Raw genomic sequence first — 24,463 nt, 5'->3', positions numbered from 1 at the left:
TGAAACAAGCCGACTGGGCAAAATCCCAGTCGGCTACCAGTCGCGCGCAAAAACAACACACCTAAAAATCCCGAGTTGGAGATCTGCCCCCGTCCACCCCACCCGCGAGATTGACAAACTACATAGGAACACCCCCTATTGGGGTATCCTTTCTTCTATTATTATTCTCGAGTTGCGAGTAGTCCGGAGCCCCTTACAATTATGGGTGTTCCAGTTTAAATCTGCTGGATAAACACCTAATGTAACTACCTCGAAAGGACTAGTCCATGGAAGATATCCTGGTAAACGGCATCCTAGCTTCTCTGAGTACTGCTCGCGATCTCGGCCTCGAAGTACTCGAAAATGGATCCGCCCTGTTTGACGCTGCCGCAACTTCTTCTGAGGGCTCTTCCCAGAAACTGGAAGGGTCCTCTGAAGCAGGCAAGCACTTTTACCACATCATTGACGCAATCGGATAAATTGTAATCCTACGAAGTCCGACCCCTGTGCCTACGCGGGGAGTCGGACTTTTTCTATACCGTTTCCGTTTCCCCAACAAACCTTGCGCGAAACGTAGGGCTCGCCCTCCGGAAAGTGGACACGCTAGGGGTTGGGCACATTTGTAGAAAGAGAAACGATGGAGCTTTAAAACGTAGTAAATCCGCTTTGTCATCAGTCGCGACATGCTTAGCAAGCCAGTCACAGCTGAGCCTTTTGGCCTACGCCTCGCCTCAGCGCCGTAGAGGCCAAGTACTATATCTCCGAGCCGCCAACAGCGCCCATTAAAGCGAAACCAAGTCTAAGTCGCTTCAGTTAATTCTCTTTACTGAAAATGAATAGAAAGATAATAGTCAGCACTGCAAATACAATAATAATTCCGTGTCACCATTTAACAAACACGGAAATTACCATTTAGAGGGCCACAATTGTAGCTAGAATCTTATTCCACATAACTGCTCGCCAAATCGTTTTTGATTCAGTACCGAAATGGGATTTACATCAGTTACCCCTAAGTGTGCATCACAATCGATGTGGCGGGAGTCTTGTACGGTAGTGGGTTACCGACTTACTGACGAAAATTTTACTGCATCCTAATTCTCTTTGAAGTGGCGGCACGGGTGAGAAAAGCGGAGCCTAATTCAAGTTTGGTGGATACCATATACCTAGCTTGGCCAAGACTATGCATCACATCAAACATGCCACGACTGACCTTTAGACCATCACAATTCCTTTCCTCCTAGCCGGACAAGTTTACGGTATGGCCTGAATAGCGCATTAGCTCCCACAGCGTCGAATTACACCCACTGCTGGAGCCTTTGTCATAGCCTCAATCGAGACGTCCGAAAAATTGATCCATCATTCTGATAATCATCAACCAACCGGTGCCGATGACGGTGTAAATGACGATGTTGACGATGAAAGCGATAAACTCCACCAGGAACTACTCCACGGTCTGACAAAACCTGAGCTGTAGATATCGTCGGCGGAACCGGCGGCGTAGTGGCTTTGACCACCCCGATCAGGTTGTTAACAGCGCGCTATTTACTAGCTATCCGCACCGCACGATGGGCTGTGGATCGTAGACCGTGGTCTTGGTCTCGCGGGAAAGCTCGTTGCCGCTGAGATCCTTGATGATGCGGGTATCGGACGTCGTAAAGCCCGGGGCGCCAGATGATGGTGAGCAATTGCTGCCCGGCACGGACATTGGCTGTGGTTCGGTCTTGGCCCAGCGGCCGTTATTGATGGATTCCACCTCTACCGTCTTGGTGCCCTTCAAGCGGACGGTGATATTGCCGCCGCCAAAACTGGTCTCGATCTGCACTGGGGTATTGAAGGTATTGGTAAATTGCAGGTCAATGGCACCCTCGTACACGGTGGCTTCGCGGCCGGCCGGGTAGCGGGAAATGTAGTACGAGTGCGGAGTGTGCGCAGTATCTTGCATGCCGGCGAAGTAGGCGGCGTTATACAGGGTGGTGGCGAACTGGGAGATGCCACCGCCCACGGCGGTACCAGAGTGGCCGTTGATGATGATGCCGGATTCCACATAGCCCTGCGCGGTGCCGCGGGGGCCGGTGTAGCCGTTGAGGGAGAAGGTCTCACCGGGGTTGACAACGGCGCCGTTGACCTCTTGGGCAACGAGCTGGATATTGCGTCCAGAGGCGGAGGAAAAGCCGCCGGTAGAAAACTCGCCCACGGTATCGTTAAACGTCGCGTTTTCGGCGTCCTCGGTGGTGAAATCGGCCGGGTCAGGCTTGTAGGTTGCGTCCCACTCGCGGTCATCGCCAGTCACGCGCTTATCAAAGCCCTCCATGGTGGGCTTCCAGTCAATGATCTCACCGTCCTGGGAGGGGGTGACCTGCCGGGAGCCACCGGCGAAATTCACCTTGGCGTTCACGCCAGGCACGTCGGCGCCATCGCTGCGCTCTTGCAGCAATTGCTGCGCGCGGTTGCTATCCACCACCAGGTGCAGCTGGCCGTCCTTTTTCTCAATGCTGGTGAACTGGGAGATCTCCGGTTTATTCAGCGTGGCGGTGACGTTATTTTTGGCCTTCAAGGTCAACGGGTTATCCAGGGCCTTGGCGGCATCGCCGGTGCGCATCTTTTCAATGGCTTCATCATTAATGGCCGGCTCGATTTCTTCCGGCTCCACCTGCACGCCATCTTTGTCCAGCCAATTCGCTGCCACGGCATCGTGCAATTCGGTGCCGTCTACGGTCTGGCCCAACGTGGGATCGGTGACCTTGAGCTCGCCATTATTAAGCTCGAGCATGCCGTCGACCGGTTCGGTAGAAAGCTCGTCTTTGACGCGGTCGAGGGTGGGCTGCAGCTTGCTATCGTCCACATCGGTTTCTACCGGGATATCTTCGGTGGAGCGAAAGAAACTAACCAGCCGGGTAATCGGATTGAGCGAAGGCTCCTCGATGCCATCGACGGCGGCCTGGTTATCCAGCGCTAGGCCGGATTCGGCAGGGGTAAATTCAGACTGCAGATCGCCCGCGCTCACGGTCACGGGCTGGGTCTCAACACCATTGAGCTCGTCCTCGAGCTTGGCCACGGCGGCGGTGCGCTCCATGGCGGAGATATCCACGCCGCCGACGGAGACGCTGCGCGGGATCTTGTCCTGGTTTGCTATGACATCCCAGGCATAAGCGATGCCCGCAATGAGGACGAAGCCAACGATCACGCCAAGCGTGATGAGCCAGCCCTTTGCACCGTTTTTTCCTTCTGCCTTCTTCACGCCTTAAAGGTTAACGGGTATAGGGGCGTTTTTCCTAGTCGCTGTCCCCATCGTGTACATGGCGGGCGGCATCGCCGAGGCGCTCAGGGGCCAACCTGCCCTCATCCACGGCGCCCACGACGGCATCGATCACCGCATTGATATCTTCCTCTGTGGACCACAGGGGCATGTCGGCACCGGCGGCGAGGGAGGTAATGACGGCATCGGCAAGCGGAAGCGAATCCGAAATGGCCGCCATGCCGCCAATATCATCGGTATAGATGGTGCCGTCATACTGCAAGGCCTCGCGGGCAAGGCCGTAGGCCTCCGGCAGGATGGAGGCTGGGGTCTGGCCATCGCCCAGGCCCGGCACCGCGAGGTGGCCCATCATTAGCGCCGCATTCGGGGCTGCGGGAATGGCATTCCGGAAGGGAATGAACTCGTGGTTCTCAAGCTCTTCGAGCGGCGGGGTAATGGCCTCCGCCAGGTGGGTATCGCCCGAGGCGCGGCCGTGGCCCGGGAAGTGCTTGAATACGGCCTTGACCCCGGCGGCATCCAGCCCGCGGGCGAAGGCTGCGCCATATTCGCCGGCCTGGGCAGGGTCGGTAGAAAAGGCGCGGTCGCCCACGACTTCGAGGCCATCACCATCGACATCGAGCACCGGCGCAAAGTCCACGTTGATGCCGTAGTCCATGAGCCGCTTGCCGATGTCCCCCGCCAGCTGTTCCACCTGCTCCGGCGAGTTTTCCGCCGCCATCTGCTGTGCGGAGGGGTATTCGCCCAGGATTTCAGAAAAACGCTGCACGCGCCCGCCCTCAAAGTCGATGGCAACCTCAAAATCGCGGCCTAGTTCCGCGCGCAGGGCGTTAATATTGCGGCCCTCTTCTTCCAGCAATCCAGGATCCGCCCAGCTCGGGATGAAGATGCCTCCCACGCCGGCCTCCAGCTTGGCCTTGGCGTCCTCGTAGCTGGTTGCCGGCGGCATGAGCACCGAGGCGGCGGTGGCGCGAATATCTTCCGGCGTCGGCGCTGGCGCCGGGGCTGGGGCGGCCTCCGTGGCGGACGCGGCGCTACCCGGCGATGAGGGCGCGGGGGCCGCAGACTCGCGCGCCTTGTCCTCGTCCGAGGCGGAATTAGAGCAGGCGCTCAGCACCGCCACGAGGCCCAAACTGGCAATGATGCGGGAATATGTCATGCCTTCCAGTGTGCAGGATTCCTCGCGAACTGTCCCAAGCGGTGGGTAGACTAGTGACATGAGTAACGGCAAAACAATGTTAATTGCCTATGATGGCACCGAACGCGCCGACCGCGCCTTGGAGTACGCCGCCCAGCTTTTGCGCCCCTCCACGGTGGAAATCCTCACCGCGTGGGAGCCGGTAGCCCGCCAAACCGCGCGCGCCGTGAGCCGCACGGGCATGCACCAATCCACCGTGTCCCCCGATAGCGTGGAAGACGATCCCGCCTACGAAGAGGCGCTGAAGATCTGCCGCCAGGGCACCCAGTTGGCCGAAAACCTAGGCCTAGCCGGCCGCGCCCACCTCGTGGAATCCGCCACCACCATCTCTTCGGCCATCGTGGATGCAGCACACGAGCTCGACGTGGATGTCATCGTGACCGGCACCCGCGCGCTCACCGGCTTTCGCGCTTGGTGGACCAACTCCACGGCGGACCAGATCGTGCGCAATGCGGGCCTGCCCGTCTTTATCGTCCCGCAAGAAAACGACGAAGACGCGGATGACGACGATCCGGAATACTTCTAAGTAACTGCTAATATCTTTAGCCATGGCTCTGGAATCCGATTCTTTAAACAAGCGCACCCTCGGCCCCGCCGTGGGTAGCGCTGTTGTGGGCATCGCCCTGGGCATTATCACCATCATCGGCATCGCCCAGTTCTCCGGCAGCGATACCGTGCCCGAAGGCAATGCTGTCTCCGCCGATGATGCGGTGCTGGGCGGGCCTGAATACGGTTCCCGCAATTAGATGGGCGCACCGGCGTGCATGACCGGACCGATCAGCTCCCCCGCGGCCCCCACAGCGGTTCCTATTTACACCGCTACCGCGCACTAGCCCGCGCCCTGCGCCACCGCTGCGCGCGCCTTGCCCGGCCCTACCCGCTCGGCATTATTGCCTTGGGCCTTATCCTCGCGGTACAGCCGTGGGGGCTGACCGCCGCCGATACCAAACACGATCTCGCCGCCAACCCGCGGCACTTCCTGCGCGGCGCGCTTGATGCCTATACCGATATCTTTACCCTGGGGCAGCTGCAGAACCAGGCCTACGGTTACCTCTTCCCGCAGGGCCCCTTTTTTGTTTTAACCGAGCCCCTGCCGGATTGGATAGCTCAACGCCTGTGGTGGCTGTTGGTCTTAAGCGTGGGCTTTATCGGCTTTTACAAGCTAGCTACCCGGATTGGCCTGCGCGGCCGCTGGGTCTGGGTGGCGGCGATGCTCTATGCGCTCTCCCCGCGCTCGCTATCCACCCTGACGGCCATCTCTTCTGAAACCTGGCCGGTCATGCTAGCCCCGTGGGTCATCCTGCCCTTCCTGCGGGAAAAACTCACCTGGCGCGATGCTGCCGCCGCCACGATTCCCGTGGCGCTGATGGGCGCAGTCAACGCCACCGCCACGCTCGCGGCGTGCACCCCGGCGCTTGTCATCGTGGTCTATCGCCGCGCCTTCAAGCCCGGCGCGGCCTGGCTGCTTGGCTGCCTGTGCGTATCCGCGTGGTGGATTGGCCCGCTTATAATCTTGGGCCGCTACGCCCCACCGTTTACGGAATTTATCGAATCTTCCCGCGTGACCACCCGGTGGCTGAACCTGCCGGAGATCCTGCGCGGGACGACGAGCTGGTCGCCCTTTGCGGATGCCGAGCGCATCGCCGGCAACGAGCTCGCGACCTCTGCCTTCTTTGTCCTTATCACCATGGCCGTGGCCACGATTGGCATGTATGGCTTGTGCCGGCTGCCCCGCGTGTGGTCCATCATGCTGATTACCGGCGTGGCGATTTTGGGCTGCCAGGCGGCGTGGTACCTCGACGCGCTCGATGGGGTGCTAGCCCCCCTGCGCAACCTGCACAAATTCGATCCGCTGGTGCGCATCCCGTTGCTGTTGGGCTTTGCCCGCGCCTGCCAGCGCCTGCCGCTGCCCACAGGCCTGCGGCCCACCAAGAAGCAGACGGTAGGCGCGCTGGTGCTGCTCGTCTGCATCAGCGCGCTCTCCCCGGCGTGGTCGCAGCGGCTGCTGCCCCTAGGCGCCTACGACGAGGTGCCGGACTATTGGCATGAGGCCACGGATTACATCAACGAGCACGCTGAAAATACCCGCACTTTGATCTATCCCGAGGCCTCCTTCGCCCGCCAAGAGTGGGGCTGGACCCGCGATGAGCCGGCGCAGCCGCTTCTTGATGTCCCTTGGGCCGTCCGCGATGCCATTCCCCTCGTGCCGCCGGAGGCCATCCGTGGCCTCGACGGGGTGATGGCAGTACTAGACGAGGACCCGGCCAGCGGCGTGCGCGCCTTGCAGCGCCTGGGCATCGGCGCGGTGATGGTGCGCCACGATCTTTTTGCCGCCGATAATGACACCTTGAGCAGCAAATTTGGCGGTGAAGTGCATACTTTTGGCGAGGTCGATGTGATCCTGCTCGAGCAGCATTCCATGGCTTTGACCTCAGACGATCCCGTCCGCGTGGCCGGTGGCGGCGAGGCGCTGGCCTTCCTCGATGCCCACGATGGCCCCGCCGCCCGCGAGCTGGTGGAAGGGGACGCCGATATCGTCACCGATACTCCCACGCTGGTAGATCGCAATTACGGCACTCTCCACGGAGCCGCCTCGGCGCCACTGTCCACAGACGATCCCAGCCACGTTTATAACCGCCTGCGCGATTATCCCTCCGCCGGCCCACTGACCACGGTGGAGACCCACGGCGGTGATGTCGAAGTCTCTTCTTCTGCCGCCGATGCCACCGCCTTTGGCGGCGCCCAGCCGGAAAAGTCCGCCACCGCCGCCGTCGATGGGGAAAATTCCACCGCCTGGTGGCCCGCACCCGGCGATGATGAGGGCTGGATCGAGCTGCGCGGTGGCTTTAACCAACCGCGCCTAAAACTCATGGCCACCAGCTCCACCACGGTGACGGTGCGCTCGGGCGGCGCGGCAGTAGAGGTGGATCTGCAAGCCTTTCGCTACAAGACGGTGCGCGTGCCCGGCGGTGATTCCCAGGCCATCCGCGTGGAATTATCCCACCGCACCGGCATCTCGGAACTGGAGGTAGAAGGCCACCCCATCGAGCGCGTGGTGACCGTACCGGATACCTCACCGAATGTGCACCAATTCTTCTTCCAGCAGATGGTGCACGATACCGGCGTGCTCATTCGCGATGTCACCGTGCCGCGCCGCATGGAAGTCACGGTGGATTCCACCAAGCCGTTGCTTATCGATTCCCACCGGTATTCCCCCGGCAGCACCCTGACCCTTGAGCCCGGCGTCCACCGCGTGCGCACCACCGGCGCGTGGGTAGCCATGACGGAAAAGGGCTGGTCCCCGCCGAGCGATTATCGCCTCACCGATTTTTCCATCGATTCTGCAGAGGATGAACGCCTGCTCATTACCGGGCGCGCCTTTAATAAGGGCCTGCGCGGTTTTATAGGCGATACCGAGCTCACCCCGTACGAGATCGATGCCGCTACCCAGGCGTTTATCGTCCCTGCGGGCACGCATGGGGAATTCCGCATGACCTTTAAGGCGCAGCCTGCCTACCGCGCCGCCCTGCTCTTTGGCGGCGCGCTCGGCCTGGCCACGCTGGGTTTCTGCCTGCTTTTCGCCGCGCGCCGTAGCCCGCAGCCCACCTGGCACCCGCATCCTGGTGGCATGGCCTCTGCGATGTACTCGCTGGCCTGCCTGGCACTGGTGGGGTGGCCGGCGGCGCTTGCGGGCATGGCCGCCTGGCTCATCGTGCGCTGGACCACCATTCCGCGGGCTTATTTGGCCAGCGGCGTGGTAGCCGCGGCCGGGGCCATCCTCGCCCGTGCCCCGTGGACCTCAGGGGCCTATGCAGGCGATTCCGTGCTGCTTATGTGCTTATGTGCCGCGGGGCTGGCCTGCCTTTTCGCCGCCGACGGCCCCGGCCCCGGACCCGGCCCCGGCCGCGGCCCATCAGAAGATCGCGGCCCGGGCGCTCGATAAGCGTGTAACTCGCCGCAGAAACCACAACGGTGCCCACCACCGTGACGGCAAGGATCACCCAAAAATCCAGCGGTTTCCCGCTAAACAGCGCCACCCCGGTCAGCGGGAAGGCTACAGCGAGAACTGCCACGTGCCACAGGAAAATGGAATAGGACCACGCGCCCAGCGCCTGCATGAGCGGCGAGGTAAGCCACGAGGTTCCACGTGGAACCAAGGCCACCGGCACCGCCACACACGCAGCAAATACCGCCCCGGCGATGATGCGGCGGGCAAATTCCGCCGGCTCCGGATGCACCAGCCCGGCCGGCCCAAACCAGTCCCGGCTCGACACCCACAGCACGAGCCCCGCCAGCACAACCCAGGCCCAACGCACCTGCAGAATGCGCGTCGTGCGCTTGCCGATGCCCCTTTCTTCCACCTCCGCCGCCAGCATGCCCACCGCGAACCAGGAGGCATAGGCCGGTGGCCAGATTTGCGAGTTAACCTGGTCCTCGGAATAGTCCGCGACAAAGGGGATAAATCCCCAGCCCCAGCTCAGTACCGCGGCACCGGCGATAACGGCCATGCGCCAGCGCTGCGGCAGGCTGCCAATGGCCCACACGAGGAGCGGTAGTACCAGGTAAAAGAAGAACTCCACGCACAGCGACCACAGGTGGGTAAGGCCCGGGGCAAGGCCATCGACTACATATATCTGCGTGGAGGTCAGGTTGGCGAGGATCTGGGTGGGGGTGATGGAGTGGGCATCGGGAAGCAGCAGCAAAACCGATACCACGCAGGCATAATAGGCCGGTGCCAAGCGCGCGATGCGGGAGTGGGCATAGCCGCGCACCGTATGCAGCCCGCGCCGGCGCCACAATAAAAAGGCGCTGAGGGCGAAGAAGACGGCGACGAAGAAATCGAAGCGCCCGGCAAATCCCCACCCGGTGCCGGTTTGGAAGGATACGTGGGTGACAATGATCCCTAATGCGGCAACCGCGCGTAGGCCGTCTAGCTCCGGCAGGTGCTGGGGTAGTCTTTTCACAGATGCCTGCGTGCGCACGCTTGCTCCTTTACCCCGGAAACCTGAAACTGATTGGATATAGTACTGCAATGAGCCGCTACCTTTGGCCACGCTCGCCACGGGCGTGGGTTGTCATTGCCGCAATCATTTTCCTCCTTATCGGTACCCTCGCCCCGACCCTCTACAATAATCGGACCCGCCCGCTGGGCTTGGATAAAGATTTTTCCACCTCGAGCGGGCCCACCGACGCGGTGTGGATGGACGTGCGCGCCCTCATGGCCGGTGAAGCTCCCTCAGATACCACATCCAGCGATGACCCGCGCTGCGCCGACAAATCCGCCCCGATGTGGTGCTACCAGCACCACGGGCCGCTGACCTTGGAGCGCACCATTGCCACCGGCGAGGTAGACGATGATGACACCATCGCCACCACCGATTCCGTAACCAGCCTCCTTGCCGGAGAAGACGGGGACTCCCAAGAGGAAATCGCCTCCGTTGATCAGCACTCGGTGCTCAACCGCGAATCCACGTTCCCGGTAGCGGATCCGGTCAATAAATGGGCCCTCGCCCTGCCCGAGTTCAACGCCGATCTGACCCGGGAGGACTTCGAACGAGACGGCCTGACCTATTTCTTCCCCTCCGGTACCGAGCAGCGCTCCTACGCATTTTTTGATTTCCTGGCCCAGGAATCCACGCCGATGGACTTTACCGGCGACTCAAAAATGGATGGCATCCCCATCTATTCCTATCACCAGGACTTACAGCCACTGCCGCTGAAGAACACCTTTAGCAATATCAGCGCAGATTTGGGCAGCACCACTAAAACGGACGAGCTGAAATCCGGCGATTTCCAGTTGACAGGCCCGGCCAGCCGTTTTTATGACCGCCATTCGCGCGAGCTCTTAGATCTAGATGCGGATGCCACCGTTATTGTCGAGCCCTTTTATACCGTAGGCCGCGATATTTCGGTCGAGCCCACCACCGGCACCATCGTGGATGTCCGGGAAAACGTCAAGGTCTTTTTCGCCACCGATATCCAGCAGGCGGGAACCCTCATCGCAGAGGATGACACCGCAGATAGCTCCGTGCTGGCAGCAGATTTCCGGTGGTCAGAGGATACCCGCGCGGAGCGCCTCGCTGAGGTCCGCCCGGTAATCTACGCCATCCGGGGGCTTATGGCCGTTGGCTGGCTGGGCAAGGCCATCGGTGTTTCCCTGCTCATTTTCGCCGCCTACCAGTACATGCGCCGCCACCGTGACGCCCATGATGCCGCACACGCCTAGGCGCATCCTCCTCGGGCTGTGGGGAATTATCCTCGTGTCCGCGGTGTGCTGGCCCTTCGCGCTGCCCGGCGAATTCCTCTGGCGCGATATGGTGCTCTTAAACGATCCTGGGCTTACGCCATCCACGCTGGGAGCGGGAAGCCTGCCAGCCCGCAACGCACCCCAAGATGGGTTTTTGGCCTTACTCGGCGGCGCGTGGGCCGCCCGGGTACTCATCTTTGCCGCCGCCGGGGCCGCCGCGCTCACCGCCGCGCTGTGGTCCCGCACCACGGTAGCCGCGCTGGCCGCGATGACCATCGCGGTGGCCAATCCCTTTGTCATCGAACGCCTCCTCCAAGGCCAATGGTCCCTGGCCATCGCCGCTTGGCTGCTCCCGGTTATCGCCTGGGCGGGGCGCCGCCACAGCTGGCTGGCCTGGCTGGCCATGTGGGGCGCATCGCTTACCCCTACCGGTGGACTGTTCGCGGTGGTCACGGCCCTTTTTACCTGCCGGAAGCGAGTGGCCTTGGCGGGCTGCCTCTTGTGGCTGCCGTGGCTGGTTCCAGGCCTTTTCCAACCCGGCGTGCCTGGCGATGCCGCAGCCGCCGTCGCGGCCTTTTCCCCGCGGGCCGAAGAACACGTGGGCACGGTGGGCGCGCTGTTGCGACTCGGCGGAATCTGGAATGGTGAGGCCGCCCTGGGCTTGGCAGTGTTCGGCCTCTTCGTGGCAGTTCTCGCGCTGGCGGGCGCGCACCGCGTCCCGGCGCGCTTGACCGTCCTGGCTGCGCTGGGACTCGGCGGGGCGCTGGCGTGTTGGCTCTTGCCCGGCATGCTGGAATGGGCCATCGATAACGTTCCGGGGGCGGGTCTTTTCCGCGATAGCCACAAACTCACGATGCTCGCGCTGCCGCTATACGTCGCCTCCATCGGCGCGCTGCCGCAGATTCCGGCCGTGCTGGCGCTAGTGGCTGCCACCATCCAGGTCCTCCCCGCCCCGTCCCGCCTTGCCGTGCTTTCTCCCCGCGATACCGGGGTGGATGAGCAGTTGGTGCGCGATATCGACGGACGCCTGGCATTTTTCCCCGAACGGCCCAATTTGGTGGAGGTTCCTTCGGGGGATGGCGGCGCGCTTGGGGAAGCTACCCTGGGAGTCGCGGTCGATCCCTATTCCAAGGCCGTGCCCATGGTGGAATCTGGCGAGCTTAGCGTGGACGGTGAAGTCATCGATCAGGCCTCGCCGCAGTACCGCGCGGCGCTGCGTGCCTGGCAGGACCGCGATATGGCGGGCCTTACGGAACTTGGAGTGGGCGTCGTGGTGGTTGATGGTGCCATCGCCGCAGAGACCAACGCCCCGCGCCCCGCGCTACCGTGGGCGCTTACCGCCCTGTGGATGGCTACCCCGCTACTAAGCCTTGGAGCAATTGTGCAAAGGCAGCGCCGGTCTTCTCCCATGAAAAGCGCGCGGCAAACTCCCGGGCATTAGACCCTAGGCGCCGTCGCAACGCCGCGTTATCCAGTAACTCTTGGGTGGCTGCCACGAAGTCACCTTCTTTTTCTACAAGGATTCCGGTCTCACCATCGATTACACTATCGCGCAGGCCAAATGCATAACCTACTGTGGGCACTCCATGTTGGGCGGCCTCCATGACGGCAAGGCCCCAGCCTTCTTTGTGGGAGGGCATGAGGTGGGCATCGGCACGCGCGAGCAAGGCGTGCTTATAGTCTTCCGTAACCTGGCCGCGAAAGCGCACGCGTTCTGTCACACCGAGCGTTTCGGCATAATCGCGCAGGTTCGATTCCCACCAGCCCGAGCCAATCACGTCCAATACCGCCCCCGGCGTGCGCGCCACCGTATCCATAGCGTGCTCGATCTGCTTGTGCGGGACTAGCCGCGAGAGGGTCACCAGGTGCTTATCCGCCTCGCGCTCGAGGGAAGGCACGTGCGCCGGAATGGGGTCCAAACCGTTGGCGATGATCCGCGCACCCTCAATGCCGAGCGCCTCCAGATCCTCGCGCGAGGCCTGCGAGACCGTGACGTAGGTCGAATCCCGATATACCCGCGGTGCCACGCGCGATTCCAAGAACCAGCCCAACCGCCCGAGCACCGGACCGGCCACGGGCCATTGCTCGCGGTGGCAATGGTGGGTAAGTAGCACCGTCGGCGCGCCGGAAATCAGCCGCGCGAAGAAGGGAATGCCGTTTTGGGTATCGATGACCACGTCAATGCCGCGCAGATCCCCCAGGCCCATTCTCCCGGCAGCAATGGCCATCCACGCGCGCGGGTACACGCCAAACTTGGCACCGCCGCGGCTATAGCGCACGCCATCGCGGACCTCCCGGCGCGCCGCATTCATGTGCTTAGAGGTGCGAAAGACCACCTCGTGGCCCTGCGCCGCTAGGTACTCCCCTACGCGTTCGAGGTAACGCTCGGAGCCACCGCCCTGCGGGTGGGTGGAATCGCGCCAGCATAGTAAAAGAATTTTCATCGTGGGGTATTAGCCTAGTGGTTTATGAAACACACCCGCGACATGGCCACGCTCTCCCGCTCTTGGGCGCTGCTGCGCTCTTTCCGCTTCGAGCAAACCCGCCCCGATATTTTCTACGGCGGCCTGGCAGAAGATACGGCCAGGTTGGTGGAGAACTTGGCCCGCGACTTGGGCGTGCCGCTTGCCGATGCCCTCGTGCTCGACGTAGGCGGCGGCCCCGGCTATTTTGCCGCAGCCTTCGCGGACCGCGGCGCGTCCTACGTTGGCCTTGAGCCCGATGCCGGGGAAATGTCTGCCGCTAATATCCACCTCAGCAATTCCGTGCGTGGCGATGGCACGCGTCTGCCCTTCGCAGATGATTCCTTCGATGTGGTCTATTCCTCTAATGTCGCCGAACACATCCCCCGCCCGTGGGATATGGGTAAAGAAATGCTGCGCGTTACCCGCCCCGGCGGCCTGTGCATCATGAGCTATACCGTCTGGCTCGGCCCCTTTGGCGGCCACGAAACCGGGCTGTGGGAGCACTACGTCGGTGGCGCCTTCGCCCGCGACCGCTATACCCGCCGCCACGGGCACCCGCCCAAGAATGTCTTTGGCACCTCGCTATTTAATGTCCCCTGCTCCGCCGGCCTCACCTGGGCCGAGTCCACTGGCGCGCTAAAGCTCGCCTTTCCGCGCTACCACCCCAGCTGGGCATGGTGGCTAACCAAGGTTCCTGGCCTGCGCGAATTCGCCGTGTCCAACCTGACGCTGGTACTGCAGCCCGACTAAACCGTGCCACAGCTCGCGCCGAGGTTGTCCTGCTATACTGCCCAGCATGCCGGACCAACTACAAAGCTCACAGCTCTCCCCCACCGTTCGCGCAGCTCACCTGGGGTGGGCCGTGGCAAGCGTCGTCGCCACATTTGCCGGTGCGGCACTCATTGGCATCGCCTGTGGCCTCATTACAAAGAGCGGTTCCTGGGTGGCCTTTGGCATCGCCGTCGGCGGCGCCATCTTCGGCTTGGGAACGGTCTGGTACGGATTTTCCCGCCGCTTGGGCTGGTCGTGGCGCGATGCCGGGTTTGTGAAAGCCGAGCATTCCTTATGGCACCTGCTGTGGTGGATTCCCGTCGCCATTCTGGGCTCTGCTGCGGCCACGGGCGCCGTCAATGCATTACTGGGCAGCGAACCAGCCGGCAATAACCTTTCCGCCGGCCTAAAGATAAGCCCTGCTGCCACCATCATGGTGATACTCAGCACCGCGCTTGTCATTCCCCTGGTTGAAGAAGTTGCCTTTCGCCGCGTTCTATTGGATTGGTTGCAAAATACCATGCCCACCTGGGCGGCAGCGCTTATCACCATCGCTGTCTTCGCCCTCGCACACGGCATCCCCGCAGTAATGCTCTACATCGCATTCTTCGGCACCTTTTTGGTGCTCGCGCGCTTCTGGTTCAAGACCCTTACCGCTCCCCTGTGCATTCACATTGCAAATAACACGGTCGTGGCAATCACGGCTCTGGCGGGACTATCGGGCTAAGCAATCCCTGCGCAGCAGGAGAAAAACGCTAGTTCAGTAGCCGAGGTGGAAACTACGTCCAGAATGCTTCAATGTACCCAAAAGTACGGAAAGGTTTCTACAGTATTTTATGGACACAACTTCTGGCACCATGGAGAGAGTGAAGAGCTCTAACCGCAAGAAGATCATTGAAAATTTGGGCAAACCCCGCATTGAGCCGTATCTAGAGGCTGCAAATGGAAATGAGAAGCATGCACTTGCTCTTTATCGTTGGGGCGTTGAGATGACCGCCTCCGTTCAAGAAACACTGGGTATTACCGAGGTTTTTCTTCGTAATTCCATTGATACACAATTGCAAAAGTGGAACAGCGAACAACTTGGACAACGCAGTACCAGTTGGCTCCTCGAGGCCCCAGCAAGGCCTTTACGTAGCCTAACGCAAGGCAAGAGGTTAGAAGCTAAAAGGCGGGCTCAGAAGTCAGCAGATCGTCGCCCTGCTAGCCATTTTCGGCATGGGCAGGCGATTACACATGATGATGTGCTTGCTCACACGATGTTCGGGATGTGGAAAGATATCCTCCCTAATCATGCACCTGACGCAGATCCGGAAAAGACCGAAAATAAAAACCGCTTCACCTTATGGGAAGGGGCAGTAAAGGACGCTTTTCCTTTCGCAGATGATTCAAGTGGTAAAAAGACGTACTGGAGAGTTGCCCATCTGCACGATCTTCGGAATCGTGTCTCACACATGGACAGTTTGTTAAACGTAGATATTCTGGACGTTACCAAGGATGCCTTTACCCTAACAGAAAGTATTGATTCTGCATTAGCCAGTTGGTTGACCAGTACCAGTACTGTTAGTGCGGTACACAAGAAACGACCAATATAAGAAAAGGCCAACAGGCGCTTTTCGTCCTGTTGACCTTTTCAACCCATGACAAGGGAACCTGTCCTTGCCTTCTCTGATCCTTAGCATACATGATTTGCATACCTGTGCCAAACCGACCATCGAAGTTGGTGAAACTCTAAACTATTCGGGGTAGTTTCGCTGAAATGCTAACTAATTTGGCCCCAGAACACTTCACTCCGCCGGGAGTACTTCAGGATCTGCAGCGAGACGACGAGTAATGGCTGCAGATTGAGAGGGCGTAGGGTATCTCGTAATTCGATATCTCGGGCTATAGCAAAAGCTATAGCTTTTGATTCTCATTCTCCTGAAGCTTTTTGTTCTTAGACTCCTGGTACCTTTTGGTTGCAAGATAAGTGCTGAAGGCGCCCATTAACGCGCATGCACCGGAGCTGATCAAAAGTCCCGTAGACGGATTAGAGGTGGATATTGAGAAAATGAAAACCCCAACTCCAATAGTCAACGCAAACAAAGCTGCGATTAGTATTGATGATTCGCGCATATTTCCTCACAATCCTGGGACAGTATCTGTTTGCCCGTGACTGAACTACCCCGGATTTTATCCCTAGACATTTGCCTTGATTCCCAATTTATCCTAGGGGCCGTTCCGAGGCTTTCAAGATAAAAACTAGCATTTTCCATCCAAGATCGACCTCAGTACCGGTATTTCAGTGGTTTCATCGGCCCGGCCCTAGAAAATAGATTCCTCTTGGGGTTTAAAAGTCGTAGTAGAATAATAAGGGCCCCAACGAGTGCTCGCTCGTTGAGACCCTCGGGTCTAAAGACCCACGTGAAGGATCGCGGTAACGAACTTCACGGTAGCGGTCACAAAGTTGAGGACTCCGCTCACCAAGTTAAGGATTGTAGTTCCTTTGGTGGCGGAGTCTTTTCCGTTGTAACTGGGTGTATCGGTTTAACCCCAACAAAGATCTAACCCCAGAGCTTTACGCTGCTGGGGTTAGCTTTATGCGGGAATTACCGCGGATGAACGCGTTTGGAAGCGGCGTCCTCCACGCGCTTCTTCAGGGCGCGGAACTGGTTCCACACTTCCTCGGGCACGCGAGAGCCCAGGAAGTTCAGGTACTCGGCGTTGTCTTGCATATCGCCTTCCCATTCCTTCGGGTCAACGTCAAGGGCGGCGCGAACGTCGTCGACATCGAAGTCAAGGCCTTCCAAGTCGATGTCCTCGGCGCGGGCGGTCCGTCCGACCACCGTGTCCTCGGCCCCTACGTTGCCTTCGATGCGGTCGATGATCCACTTGAGAACGCGGGAGTTCTCGCCGAAGCCTGGCCACAGGAAGCGGCCGTCGTCGCCGCGGCGGAACCAGTTCACCAGGAAGACTTCCGGCATGCGGTCGCCGCCCTTTTTGCCCATGTCAACCCAGTGCTGCAGGTAGTCACCGGCGTTGTAGCCCATGAACGGCAGCATGGCCATCGGGTCGTGGCGCAGCGCGCCAACTTCGCCCTCTGCGGCTGCGGTCTGGCCGGAAGATAACAGTGCACCGATCATGGTGCCGTGGTTCCAGTCGAAGGACTGGGTAACCAGCGGAACCGTGGTCTTGCGGCGGCCGCCGAAAAGGATGGCATCAATCTTGACGCCCTTCCAGTCATCGTATTCCGGCGCGGCGGTGGGGCACTGGGAAATCGGCACGCAGTAGCGGGAGTTCGGGTGAGCTGCCTTGGTGGACGATGCCGGCGTCCAGTCCTCACCGGTCCAGGAGATGAGGTGCTCTGGTGCCTCGTCGGTCATATCCTCCCACCAGACATCGCCGTCATCAGTAAGCGCAACGTTGGTGAACAAGGTATTGCCCGGCTTCATGGTATCCATGGCGATAGGGTTGGAGTCGTAGTTGGTGCCAGGGGCAACGCCGAAGAACCCGTTTTCCGGGTTTACGGCGTAGAGGCCGTCCTCGCGCAGGTGCAGCCAGGCGATGTCATCACCCACGACCTCAGCCTTCCAGCCCGGAATGGTGGGGGTGATCATGGCCAGGTTGGTCTTACCGCACTGAGATGGGAATGCGGCGGCGACGTGGTAGTTCTTTCCTTCAGGGTTCGTCAGCTTCAGGATGAGCATGTGCTCAGCCATCCAGCCTTCTTCCTTGGCCATGACGGACGCGATGCGAAGCGCGTAGCACTTCTTGGCCAGGATGGCGTTGCCGCCGTAGCCGGAACCGTAGGACCAAATCTCCTTGGTCTCTGGGAACTGGGTGATGTACTTATTGTCGTTGCACGGCCAAGCAACGTCCTCTTCGCCTGGCTGCAGCGGAGCGCCGACGGAGTGGAGGGCGTGGACGAAATCGCCGTCCGTACCAATCTTGTCCAGTGCTTCTGCGCCCATGCGAGTCATGATGCGCATGGACAAGACCACATAAGCGGAATCGGTCAGCTGCACGCCGAGCTTGGGCTCTGGATCGCTGATCGGGCCCATGCAGAAAGGAACGACGTACATGGTCCGGCCCTTCATGGATCCACGGAAGGCCTCCGTCATTTCTTCCTTCATGGCCTTTGGCGGTGCCCAGTTATTGGTTGGGCCCGCATCTTTTTCCTTCGAGGTGCAGATGAAGGTGCGGGATTCCACGCGGGCAACGTCCGCAGGGTTGGACCGCGCCAAGTAGGAATTCGGGCGCTTTTCCTCATTTAGCTTGATGAGGGTGCCTTTATCGACCAGCTCTGCGGCGAGGCGGTCAGCCTCTTCCTGCGAGCCATCCACAAAAGCCACCTCGTCCGGCTGGAAAAGCTCAACGCTTTCATTAATCCAGTCGATCAGTTTTTGATTGTCTGTAGGCAGCTCTCCAACGAGGCCCTGAATGGTGGCGGTCATTAAAAATTCTCCTCTGGATAGGATGTGAAAATCGGGGCACATCACGGCCCAACTTTGCCTTCCGCCTCCAGATTAACCGGCAGAGCCAAAATATTGGTCACATTAAGTGTCATTTTTCCCACTCCGGTTATATCCACCGCCGTGAGCGGACGTTTACCAAGCGCACCGCGAACAATTGTGATTTTAGGCGTGACACCCTCCACACCATTCCGGGGGTGCCAAAGTGCCCCATTCTTCCGCTCCGCGCCACAAAGCACCACCCCCGTCAAAGCCTCCGGTCATCCCCTTCCCCCATACGGCGGGGAAAATACCCGGCGCGGCATATTGCTTGCCATGCCTGGACAGGGAAAAATAGGGCGCAATGAATAGCACGGATAATTCTCAAAACACCCCTGCCGGAGAAATGCCACCGGGTCGCCCGCCGCAAACGGACTTCAATGCGGTCTTTGACAATGACCTGGACTACCCGCGCCTGGGCAATGTCACCTTTCGCCGCGGCACGCTCACGGATAACCAGCACCAGCTTTTTGAACAGCGCTGGCCCGAACTGGGCCGCGTCTTAAGCGATGAGCTTATCGATGTCGCTGAGTGGTTCGGCCGCACCGGCGCCAAGACCATCGTGGAAATCGGCTCCGGCACCGGCACCTCCACCGCGGCCATGGCACCGCTGGAGCAGGACACCAATATCATCGCGGTAGAACTCTATAAGCCTGGCTTGGCCAAGCTCATGGGCCAGATCGAGCGCGAGGGCATCGATAATATTCGCATGATCCGCGGCGATGGCGTGGAGGTCATGGTGCGCATGATTGCCCCAGAATCCCTGGACGGCATCCGCGTCTTCTTCCCAGACCCCTGGCCCAAGGCGCGCCACCACAAGCGCCGCATCATCCAATCCGGCACGCTCAACCTCTTTGCCTCCCGGTTGAAGAAGGGTGGCGTCCTGCACGTTGCTACCGATCACGCCGGTTATGCCGAATGGATAGATGAGCTCGTGCACGTCGAGCCCAGTTTGGAGTACAAGGGCTGGCCGTGGCCAGACTGCCCGCAATTGGTAGATCGCCAAATCATCACCAAGTTTGAGGGCAAGGGCCTGGATAAAGAACACGTCATTACTGAATACCTGTGGGAGAAGAAGTAAATGAGCACCTATCTACTGGTGTGGGACGCACCCAATATGGATATGGGGCTCGGCTCCCTGCTCGGCGGGCGCCCCACTGCGGCGCACCGCCCGCGTTTTGATGCCATCGGCCGGTGGCTGGTCTACCGCGCGGTAGATGTCGATGCCGATCCGCAGGCCGCAGTATTTACCAATGTCTCCCCCGGCGGCGCCGATGTGATTCGCCCCTGGGTAGAGGCCATCCGCAATGTGGGCTTTGGCGTCTTTGCCAAGCCGAAGATCCACGAAGATGATGACGTGGATCCAGACATGATCGAGCACATTGAAAAACTGCGCGCTGATCTCGCCGGCGTCGTGGTCGCCTCTGCCGATGGCCAGAACTTTCAACCCTTGCTGGAAGAGCTCATTGATGAAGGCCTGCCCGTTACCGTCCTGGGTTTCCACGAACACGCCTCCTGGGCCGTGGGTCACGCCGAGATCGAATTCGTTGACCTAGAAGATATTGACGGCGTCTTCCGCGAGCCGCTGCCCCGCGTCAACCTGGATAACCTGCCTGAAGGTGGTGCATGGCTCCAGCCATTCCGCCCGCTGGCTGCGCTACTAAATAATAGCTAGGAGGCTTACCCCACATGTTTGAAAAATGGGGACGATTTTCCTATGCGCACCGCAAGGTCATTCCCATCGTCATCCTCGGTGCCATCCTTGCCCTCTTCGTAGGTTTTGGAACCCAGCTCGAGGAACGCATGAGCCAGGAGGGCTGGGAGGACCCGAATGCGGCATCGACAAGCGCGGCGCAGATCGAACAGGAAACGTTCGGCCGCGATAATTCCGGCGACGTGGTTTTGCTCTTTAGCTCGCCCGATGAGAACTTCGATGCCGCCAAGGAGCACTTGGCGCAGCTTAAAAAGGATTATCCGGATCAGATTGACTCTGTCACCAGCTATTTCGATAGCAAGAACCCCAACCTGGTCAATGATGATCATTCGCTGGCCTTTGCCGCCATTGGGCTCAAGGGCGATGACGAACAAACGCTGAAGGACTTCCGCGCCATCGAGGGCGCGCTGGCGGATACCTCCGCGCCGGTCGAGGTTGCCGGCGCCACGGCCGTGGCGGACGCCCTCGATGAAGGCATGGCAGAAGATATTGCGCGTGCGGAAAAGGCAGCGCTCCCGCTCGTTGGCCTGCTGCTCCTCGTGGTCTTTGGTTCCGTGGTGGCGGCGTTCATGCCGCTTATCGTCGGTGGCCTATCCATCCTGGGCTCACTGGGAATTTTGGCCATCCTGGCCGGTTTCCTGCAGGTCAACGTCTTTGCCCAAGCAGTAGTCACGCTGCTTGGGCTGGGCCTGGCCATCGATTACGGCCTATTTATGGTCTCCCGCTTCCGCGAGGAACTGGACAAGGGAAGCTCCACCAAGGATGCGGTGGCCACCACCACCGCCACCGCCGGGCAAACAGTGGTCTTTTCCGCGGCGATGGTCGCCGTCGCGCTCTCCGGACTCTTCCTCTTCCCCCAGGCCTTCTTGAAGTCCGTTGCCTATGGCTCGATTTCCGCCGTCGGCCTGGCGGCCCTGCTGTCCGTCACCGTCCTGCCCGCCCTGTTTGGCATGCTCGGGCCCAAGATCGATCTGTGGTCGGTGCGCCGCACCTCCCGCACGGCCCGCACCATTCAAGACACCTGGTGGTACAAGCTGCCGCGCTGGGCCATGCGCCGGGCCAAGGGCCTGACCCTGGCCATCTGCGGCCTGCTCATTGCACTGGCGCTGCCTATCATGAGCATCACCTTCGGCGGCATCAACGAAACCTACCTGCCGCCCAACCACGACACCCGCGTGGCGCAGGATAGCTTCAACGACGAGTTCCCCGCCTTCCGCACCGAGCCGGTCAAGCTCGTGGTGGAAGGCGCCACCAACGAGCAGCTTGTCGATGTCGTCATGCAAGTCCGCGGCCTCGACGGCCTTACCGAACCCATGGGTCCATCGACCGCCACCCAGGACGGGACTACTGTCCTTTCGGCCGGCATTAAGGACCGCGAGGACTACGCGCGAATCGTCCACGAGCTCGAGGACGTTACCGCGCCCGAGGGCGTCAACCTTTATGTCGGCGGCACGCCAGCCATGGAGGTCGAATCGCTCGATGCGCTCTTCCACAAGCTGCCGTGGATGGCGCTGTACGTCGTGCTCGCCACTTTCATCCTCATGGCATTAGTCTTTGGCTCCTTCGTGCTGCCGATTAAGGCCATTGTCATGACGCTATTGACCCTGGGCGCCACCCTGGGCATCCTCACGCTCATGTTCGTCATCGGCGTGGGCTCCGGCGCGCTGAACTTCTCGCCCGGCCCACTCATGAGCCCCATTCTGGTGCTGATCATCGCCATCATTTATGGCCTGTCTACCGACTACGAGGTCTTTTTGGTCTCCCGCATGGTGGAGACGCGGCGGCGCGGCGATAACACGGACGAGGCCATCGCCGCAGGCACCGCGCATACTGGCGGCATCATCACGGCGGCTGCCCTGATTATGATCGTGGTGGCGGGAGCGTTCGGCTTCTCCGATATCGTGATGATGAAATACATAGCGTACGGCATGATTTTTGCGCTGCTTATCGATGCCACCATTGTCCGCATGCTCCTCGTCCCCGCCGTCATGCACCTGCTGCGCGAGGATAACTGGTGGGCGCCTAGCTGGCTGCACCACTTGACCACTAGGCTTTCTGGTAGTACCACCCGCCGTGGGAAGACCATTCCCTTCAGTGAGTTAAAGCGGCGCCTTGAAGGAGATAAATAATTGAAAAATTGGCTGCAAGTTATCGCCTCGCTCATAGTCCTAGCCATCCTCATCTACGTCTTCCGCGATGAGCTGGACTTTTTGAGCGAAGGTTTCTCACGTCTCTCCCACGCCGAACCAGGGCCGGTAACGCTCGTGGTCGTTGCTTCCATCCTCTCCGTCGTGGCGATGGGCGAGGTCATGCGCCTGCTCATCCGAGCCGGTGGCGTGGAAGTGGAGGGCACGGAAACCGCCGCTCTTACCTTTGCATCCAATTCCTGGTCCACCACCATGCCCGCGGGCCCAGCCTTTTCTGCCATTTTGACCTTCCACGTGCAGCGCACCTGGGGCGCCTCGGTGGTCCTGTGCGGTTGGTTCTTCGTGCTCTCCTCCGCTATTTCCACCTTGTGGCTGGTGCTCATTGGTCTTGGTGGCGTGCTCTTCCTCAACGCCAATATGGCCCTGTGGTCCCTCATCGGCACGTTGGCAGCGATGCTGGCGCTCTCCGGCGGGCTTTTCTGGCTGAGCAATCACCCCGAAACGCTGGAGCGCTGGGTAAAAAAGCAGCGGCTGGTAAAAGGCTCGAAGCGCGAAGCCCTGCTCGAGCACGTGGAAAGCCTCAAGGAAGTACACCTCACCCGCCGGCAATTCGCATGGGCATCGTTCTATTCCTTGGCCAACCGGCTCATTGACATGCTCGCGCTCTGGGGCTGCGTTTGGGCCGTGACCGGCCAAATGCCCACGACCGATTCGGCCGATAACACCACCACCATCGCGGGCGTCGCGCTGGCTTACCTCACCGCCAAGCTGGCCGGCTCCGCCCAGGTCACCCCAGCGGGTCTGGGCACGGTGGAGGCGGCGATCATCGCCACGCTCGTGGCCACGGGCATGACCGCGGTCGATGCCACCAGTACGGCTATTATCTACCGCCTTATCTCTTTTGCCTTCATCACCGCTATTGGCTGGGTCATTTACTTCTGGCACTATGCCCGCAAGGGCATTACCTACGCCACGCTATCCCGTAAAGAAAAAGAAAAGGAAACCGTATGACTTCAATGCGTATCGCTCCGCTCATTGACATCATCGCCTTGATGATTTTCGCCATCGCCGCCCGCCTCGCCCACGGCGGATTGAGCTTTTCCAGCTGGGTCGATGCCTTCTGGCCCTGGGCGGTAGGCGCGCTCATCGGCTGGGCCATCATCCTGGCCACAAAGGTCCAGGGCAAGTGGAAAGAGGGCCTTGTAGTGTGGCTGTCTGCCATCATCGGTGGCATGGCCCTGTGGATCGTGGTAAATGGCCGCCTGCCCCATTGGAGCTTTCTCATTGTTGCGACCGTGATGTCCGCCCTGTTCTTCTTTGGGTGGCGGCTATTCGCCCGCAAGCATTAAATCTTAAAATATCCCCGCTAACCAGAGCTGAGGTTGCCCGCAAATCGTGGACACGTAGTGGAGCTGCTTAGGGGTTAAGCAGCGGCCTTCTTATTACCATTTTGATCAGCGAGCTGAGCTTCAAAATCGACGGGGCTTACCTCTCTATGGACGAGTGGCGACGGCACCGGTTGTAGACGACTTCAATCCAGTAAGTCACAGCCTGACGCGCATCATCGCGGGTTGGCCAGCGCTTCCGGTCGTAGAACTTAAGTCTTAAGCGTCGACTAGAACGACTCGGCCATCGCATTGTCAAAGCAGACACCAGTACGGCCGACCGATTGTGCAACACCCAGGTTGCGGCACACCTCCCAAAGCTTCTCACTAGTGAATTGCGTTCCGCGGTCGGCGTGAAAGACAAGCCCATCAGCAACGTCACCGCGGAGGTGTATGCGCCATCTGCAGGGCCCGTTCGACCAGGGAAGTATCTTGAACGCTATCCATAGCCCAGCCCAGTACCCTGCGGGAATGGCCATCGCGGACCGCGCACAAATACAACCAGCCTTCACCAGTGCGCAGATAAGTAATATCTGACATCCACACCCGGTTAAGCTCACCGGCATCAAACATGCGCTTGACCAGGTCAGGAAGACTCGACTTACGCTTGGCTTGAATCGTTGTCACTGGGACAAAGGTCCTGTGGTGAAATCCCCTTTTAATCCCCATCATGCACATCCGTTTAGCCACAGTATTTTCGGTTAAGCGCAATATGGTAGCGCTCACCTAGTTCTGCGGGGTTGCGTCCACTAGTGTGGTGTATCTGTAACTGACGGTGGGCCCCTTATGAATGAGGCTGGCGACCACCGTAGTA

Annotated in this window: 19 protein-coding genes and 1 pseudogene; 14 read left to right on the top strand and 6 right to left on the bottom strand. The window is 60.0% G+C overall.

Annotated elements, in window-relative coordinates; all coding sequences use genetic code 11:
• Positions 1-266: 266 nt before the first annotated feature.
• Entirely contained in the window at positions 267-458 is a 192-nt protein-coding gene (locus ABRP64_RS10635; protein ID WP_284771193.1) for a hypothetical protein, read from the top strand.
• A 1,070-nt stretch (positions 459-1,528) separates the two neighbouring features.
• Here the strand turns inward: ABRP64_RS10635 and ABRP64_RS10630 are convergent.
• Together ABRP64_RS10630 and ABRP64_RS10625 are read right to left on the bottom strand one after the other, a co-directional pair.
• Positions 1,529-3,217, bottom strand: coding sequence for a VanW family protein (locus ABRP64_RS10630; protein WP_284771192.1), 1,689 nt, complete (start codon positions 3,215-3,217; stop codon positions 1,529-1,531).
• A 34-nt stretch (positions 3,218-3,251) separates the two neighbouring features.
• Positions 3,252-4,391 carry a glycoside hydrolase family 3 N-terminal domain-containing protein gene (locus ABRP64_RS10625; RefSeq protein WP_284783715.1) on the bottom strand — a complete coding sequence of 380 codons (1,140 nt, stop codon included), beginning with the start codon at positions 4,389-4,391 and terminating at the stop codon, positions 3,252-3,254.
• Positions 4,392-4,449: 58 nt separating this feature from the next.
• On the opposite strand from ABRP64_RS10625, the gene ABRP64_RS10620 reads away from it, so the two are divergent.
• The 3 genes from ABRP64_RS10620 to ABRP64_RS10610 are packed head-to-tail and all read left to right on the top strand — an operon-like array spanning position 4,450 to position 8,373.
• Entirely contained in the window at positions 4,450-4,956 is a 507-nt protein-coding gene (locus tag ABRP64_RS10620) for a universal stress protein (RefSeq protein ID WP_034659544.1), read from the top strand.
• Between the two features lie 22 nt (positions 4,957-4,978).
• Positions 4,979-5,176 (top strand): DUF2613 domain-containing protein, encoded by a 198-nt coding sequence (locus ABRP64_RS10615; RefSeq protein WP_023024221.1) that lies wholly within the window; start codon positions 4,979-4,981, stop codon positions 5,174-5,176.
• 14 nt (positions 5,177-5,190) lie between these two features.
• Positions 5,191-8,373, top strand: a complete 3,183-nt coding sequence (locus ABRP64_RS10610) for an alpha-(1->3)-arabinofuranosyltransferase domain-containing protein (protein WP_284850457.1) — start codon at positions 5,191-5,193, stop codon at positions 8,371-8,373.
• Here ABRP64_RS10610 and ABRP64_RS10605 read toward each other — a convergent pair.
• Positions 8,261-9,412 carry an acyltransferase family protein gene (locus ABRP64_RS10605; RefSeq protein ID WP_284771189.1) on the bottom strand — a complete coding sequence of 384 codons (1,152 nt, stop codon included), beginning with the start codon at positions 9,410-9,412 and terminating at the stop codon, positions 8,261-8,263. The two genes, ABRP64_RS10610 and ABRP64_RS10605, sit on opposite strands and share 113 nt — an antisense overlap.
• A 50-nt stretch (positions 9,413-9,462) precedes the next feature.
• On the opposite strand from ABRP64_RS10605, the gene ABRP64_RS10600 reads away from it, so the two are divergent.
• Entirely contained in the window at positions 9,463-10,656 is a 1,194-nt protein-coding gene (locus tag ABRP64_RS10600) for a porin PorA family protein (protein WP_349866408.1), read from the top strand.
• Entirely contained in the window at positions 10,637-12,118 is a 1,482-nt protein-coding gene (locus ABRP64_RS10595; RefSeq protein ID WP_349866406.1) for an MmpA family trehalose lipid delivery protein, read from the top strand. Before ABRP64_RS10600 ends, ABRP64_RS10595 begins: the two co-directional genes overlap by 20 nt.
• On the opposite strand, the gene ABRP64_RS10590 is transcribed toward ABRP64_RS10595, so the two are convergent.
• A complete protein-coding gene (locus ABRP64_RS10590; protein ID WP_349839439.1) occupies positions 12,030-13,121 on the bottom strand; it encodes a glycosyltransferase family 4 protein in 1,092 nt (363 codons plus the stop codon). The two genes, ABRP64_RS10595 and ABRP64_RS10590, sit on opposite strands and share 89 nt — an antisense overlap.
• Before the next feature lie 24 nt (positions 13,122-13,145).
• Between ABRP64_RS10590 and ABRP64_RS10585 the strand changes: the two genes are divergently transcribed.
• From ABRP64_RS10585 to ABRP64_RS10575, 3 genes are all read left to right on the top strand, one after another.
• Positions 13,146-13,892, top strand: coding sequence for a class I SAM-dependent methyltransferase (locus ABRP64_RS10585; protein ID WP_349839438.1), 747 nt, complete (start codon positions 13,146-13,148; stop codon positions 13,890-13,892).
• A 46-nt stretch (positions 13,893-13,938) separates the two neighbouring features.
• On the top strand, positions 13,939-14,640 hold the full coding sequence (locus ABRP64_RS10580; RefSeq protein ID WP_349866404.1) for a CPBP family intramembrane glutamic endopeptidase: 702 nt from the start codon (positions 13,939-13,941) through the stop codon (positions 14,638-14,640).
• A 109-nt stretch (positions 14,641-14,749) separates the two neighbouring features.
• Positions 14,750-15,508 (top strand): hypothetical protein, encoded by a 759-nt coding sequence (locus ABRP64_RS10575; RefSeq protein WP_284771183.1) that lies wholly within the window; start codon positions 14,750-14,752, stop codon positions 15,506-15,508.
• A gap of 993 nt (positions 15,509-16,501) precedes the next feature.
• Here the strand turns inward: ABRP64_RS10575 and ABRP64_RS10570 are convergent.
• Positions 16,502-18,346, bottom strand: a complete 1,845-nt coding sequence (locus ABRP64_RS10570) for a phosphoenolpyruvate carboxykinase (GTP) (protein ID WP_284785735.1) — start codon at positions 18,344-18,346, stop codon at positions 16,502-16,504.
• 361 nt (positions 18,347-18,707) lie between these two features.
• Between ABRP64_RS10570 and trmB the strand changes: the two genes are divergently transcribed.
• From trmB to ABRP64_RS10545, 5 genes are read left to right on the top strand one after another with little or no spacing between them, the layout of a single operon-like run.
• Positions 18,708-19,484, top strand: a complete 777-nt coding sequence (gene trmB / locus ABRP64_RS10565) for a tRNA (guanosine(46)-N7)-methyltransferase TrmB (protein ID WP_284771181.1) — start codon at positions 18,708-18,710, stop codon at positions 19,482-19,484.
• On the top strand, positions 19,485-20,078 hold the full coding sequence (locus ABRP64_RS10560) for an NYN domain-containing protein (RefSeq protein WP_284771180.1): 594 nt from the start codon (positions 19,485-19,487) through the stop codon (positions 20,076-20,078).
• Positions 20,079-20,092: 14 nt separating this feature from the next.
• Entirely contained in the window at positions 20,093-22,246 is a 2,154-nt protein-coding gene (locus ABRP64_RS10555) for an MMPL family transporter (protein WP_349866401.1), read from the top strand.
• Positions 22,247-23,275, top strand: a complete 1,029-nt coding sequence (locus tag ABRP64_RS10550) for a lysylphosphatidylglycerol synthase transmembrane domain-containing protein (RefSeq protein WP_284640308.1) — start codon at positions 22,247-22,249, stop codon at positions 23,273-23,275.
• Positions 23,276-23,280: 5 nt separating this feature from the next.
• Complete coding sequence (locus ABRP64_RS10545; protein WP_284785758.1) at positions 23,281-23,613, top strand: DUF3054 domain-containing protein; 333 nt, start codon at positions 23,281-23,283, stop codon at positions 23,611-23,613.
• A gap of 74 nt (positions 23,614-23,687) precedes the next feature.
• Here the strand turns inward: ABRP64_RS10545 and ABRP64_RS10540 are convergent.
• A pseudogene (locus tag ABRP64_RS10540) lies at positions 23,688-24,342 on the bottom strand (IS3 family transposase); the annotation flags it as partial.
• Positions 24,343-24,463 lie beyond the last annotated feature (121 nt).

The sequence above is a fragment of the Corynebacterium sp. KPL4015 genome (assembly GCF_040225725.1).
In the GTDB taxonomy this organism is placed as follows: domain Bacteria; phylum Actinomycetota; class Actinomycetes; order Mycobacteriales; family Mycobacteriaceae; genus Corynebacterium; species Corynebacterium rhinophilum.
The sequence above is the reverse complement of the archived record's forward strand: the minus strand, read 5'-3'. Positions and strand labels throughout refer to the sequence as shown.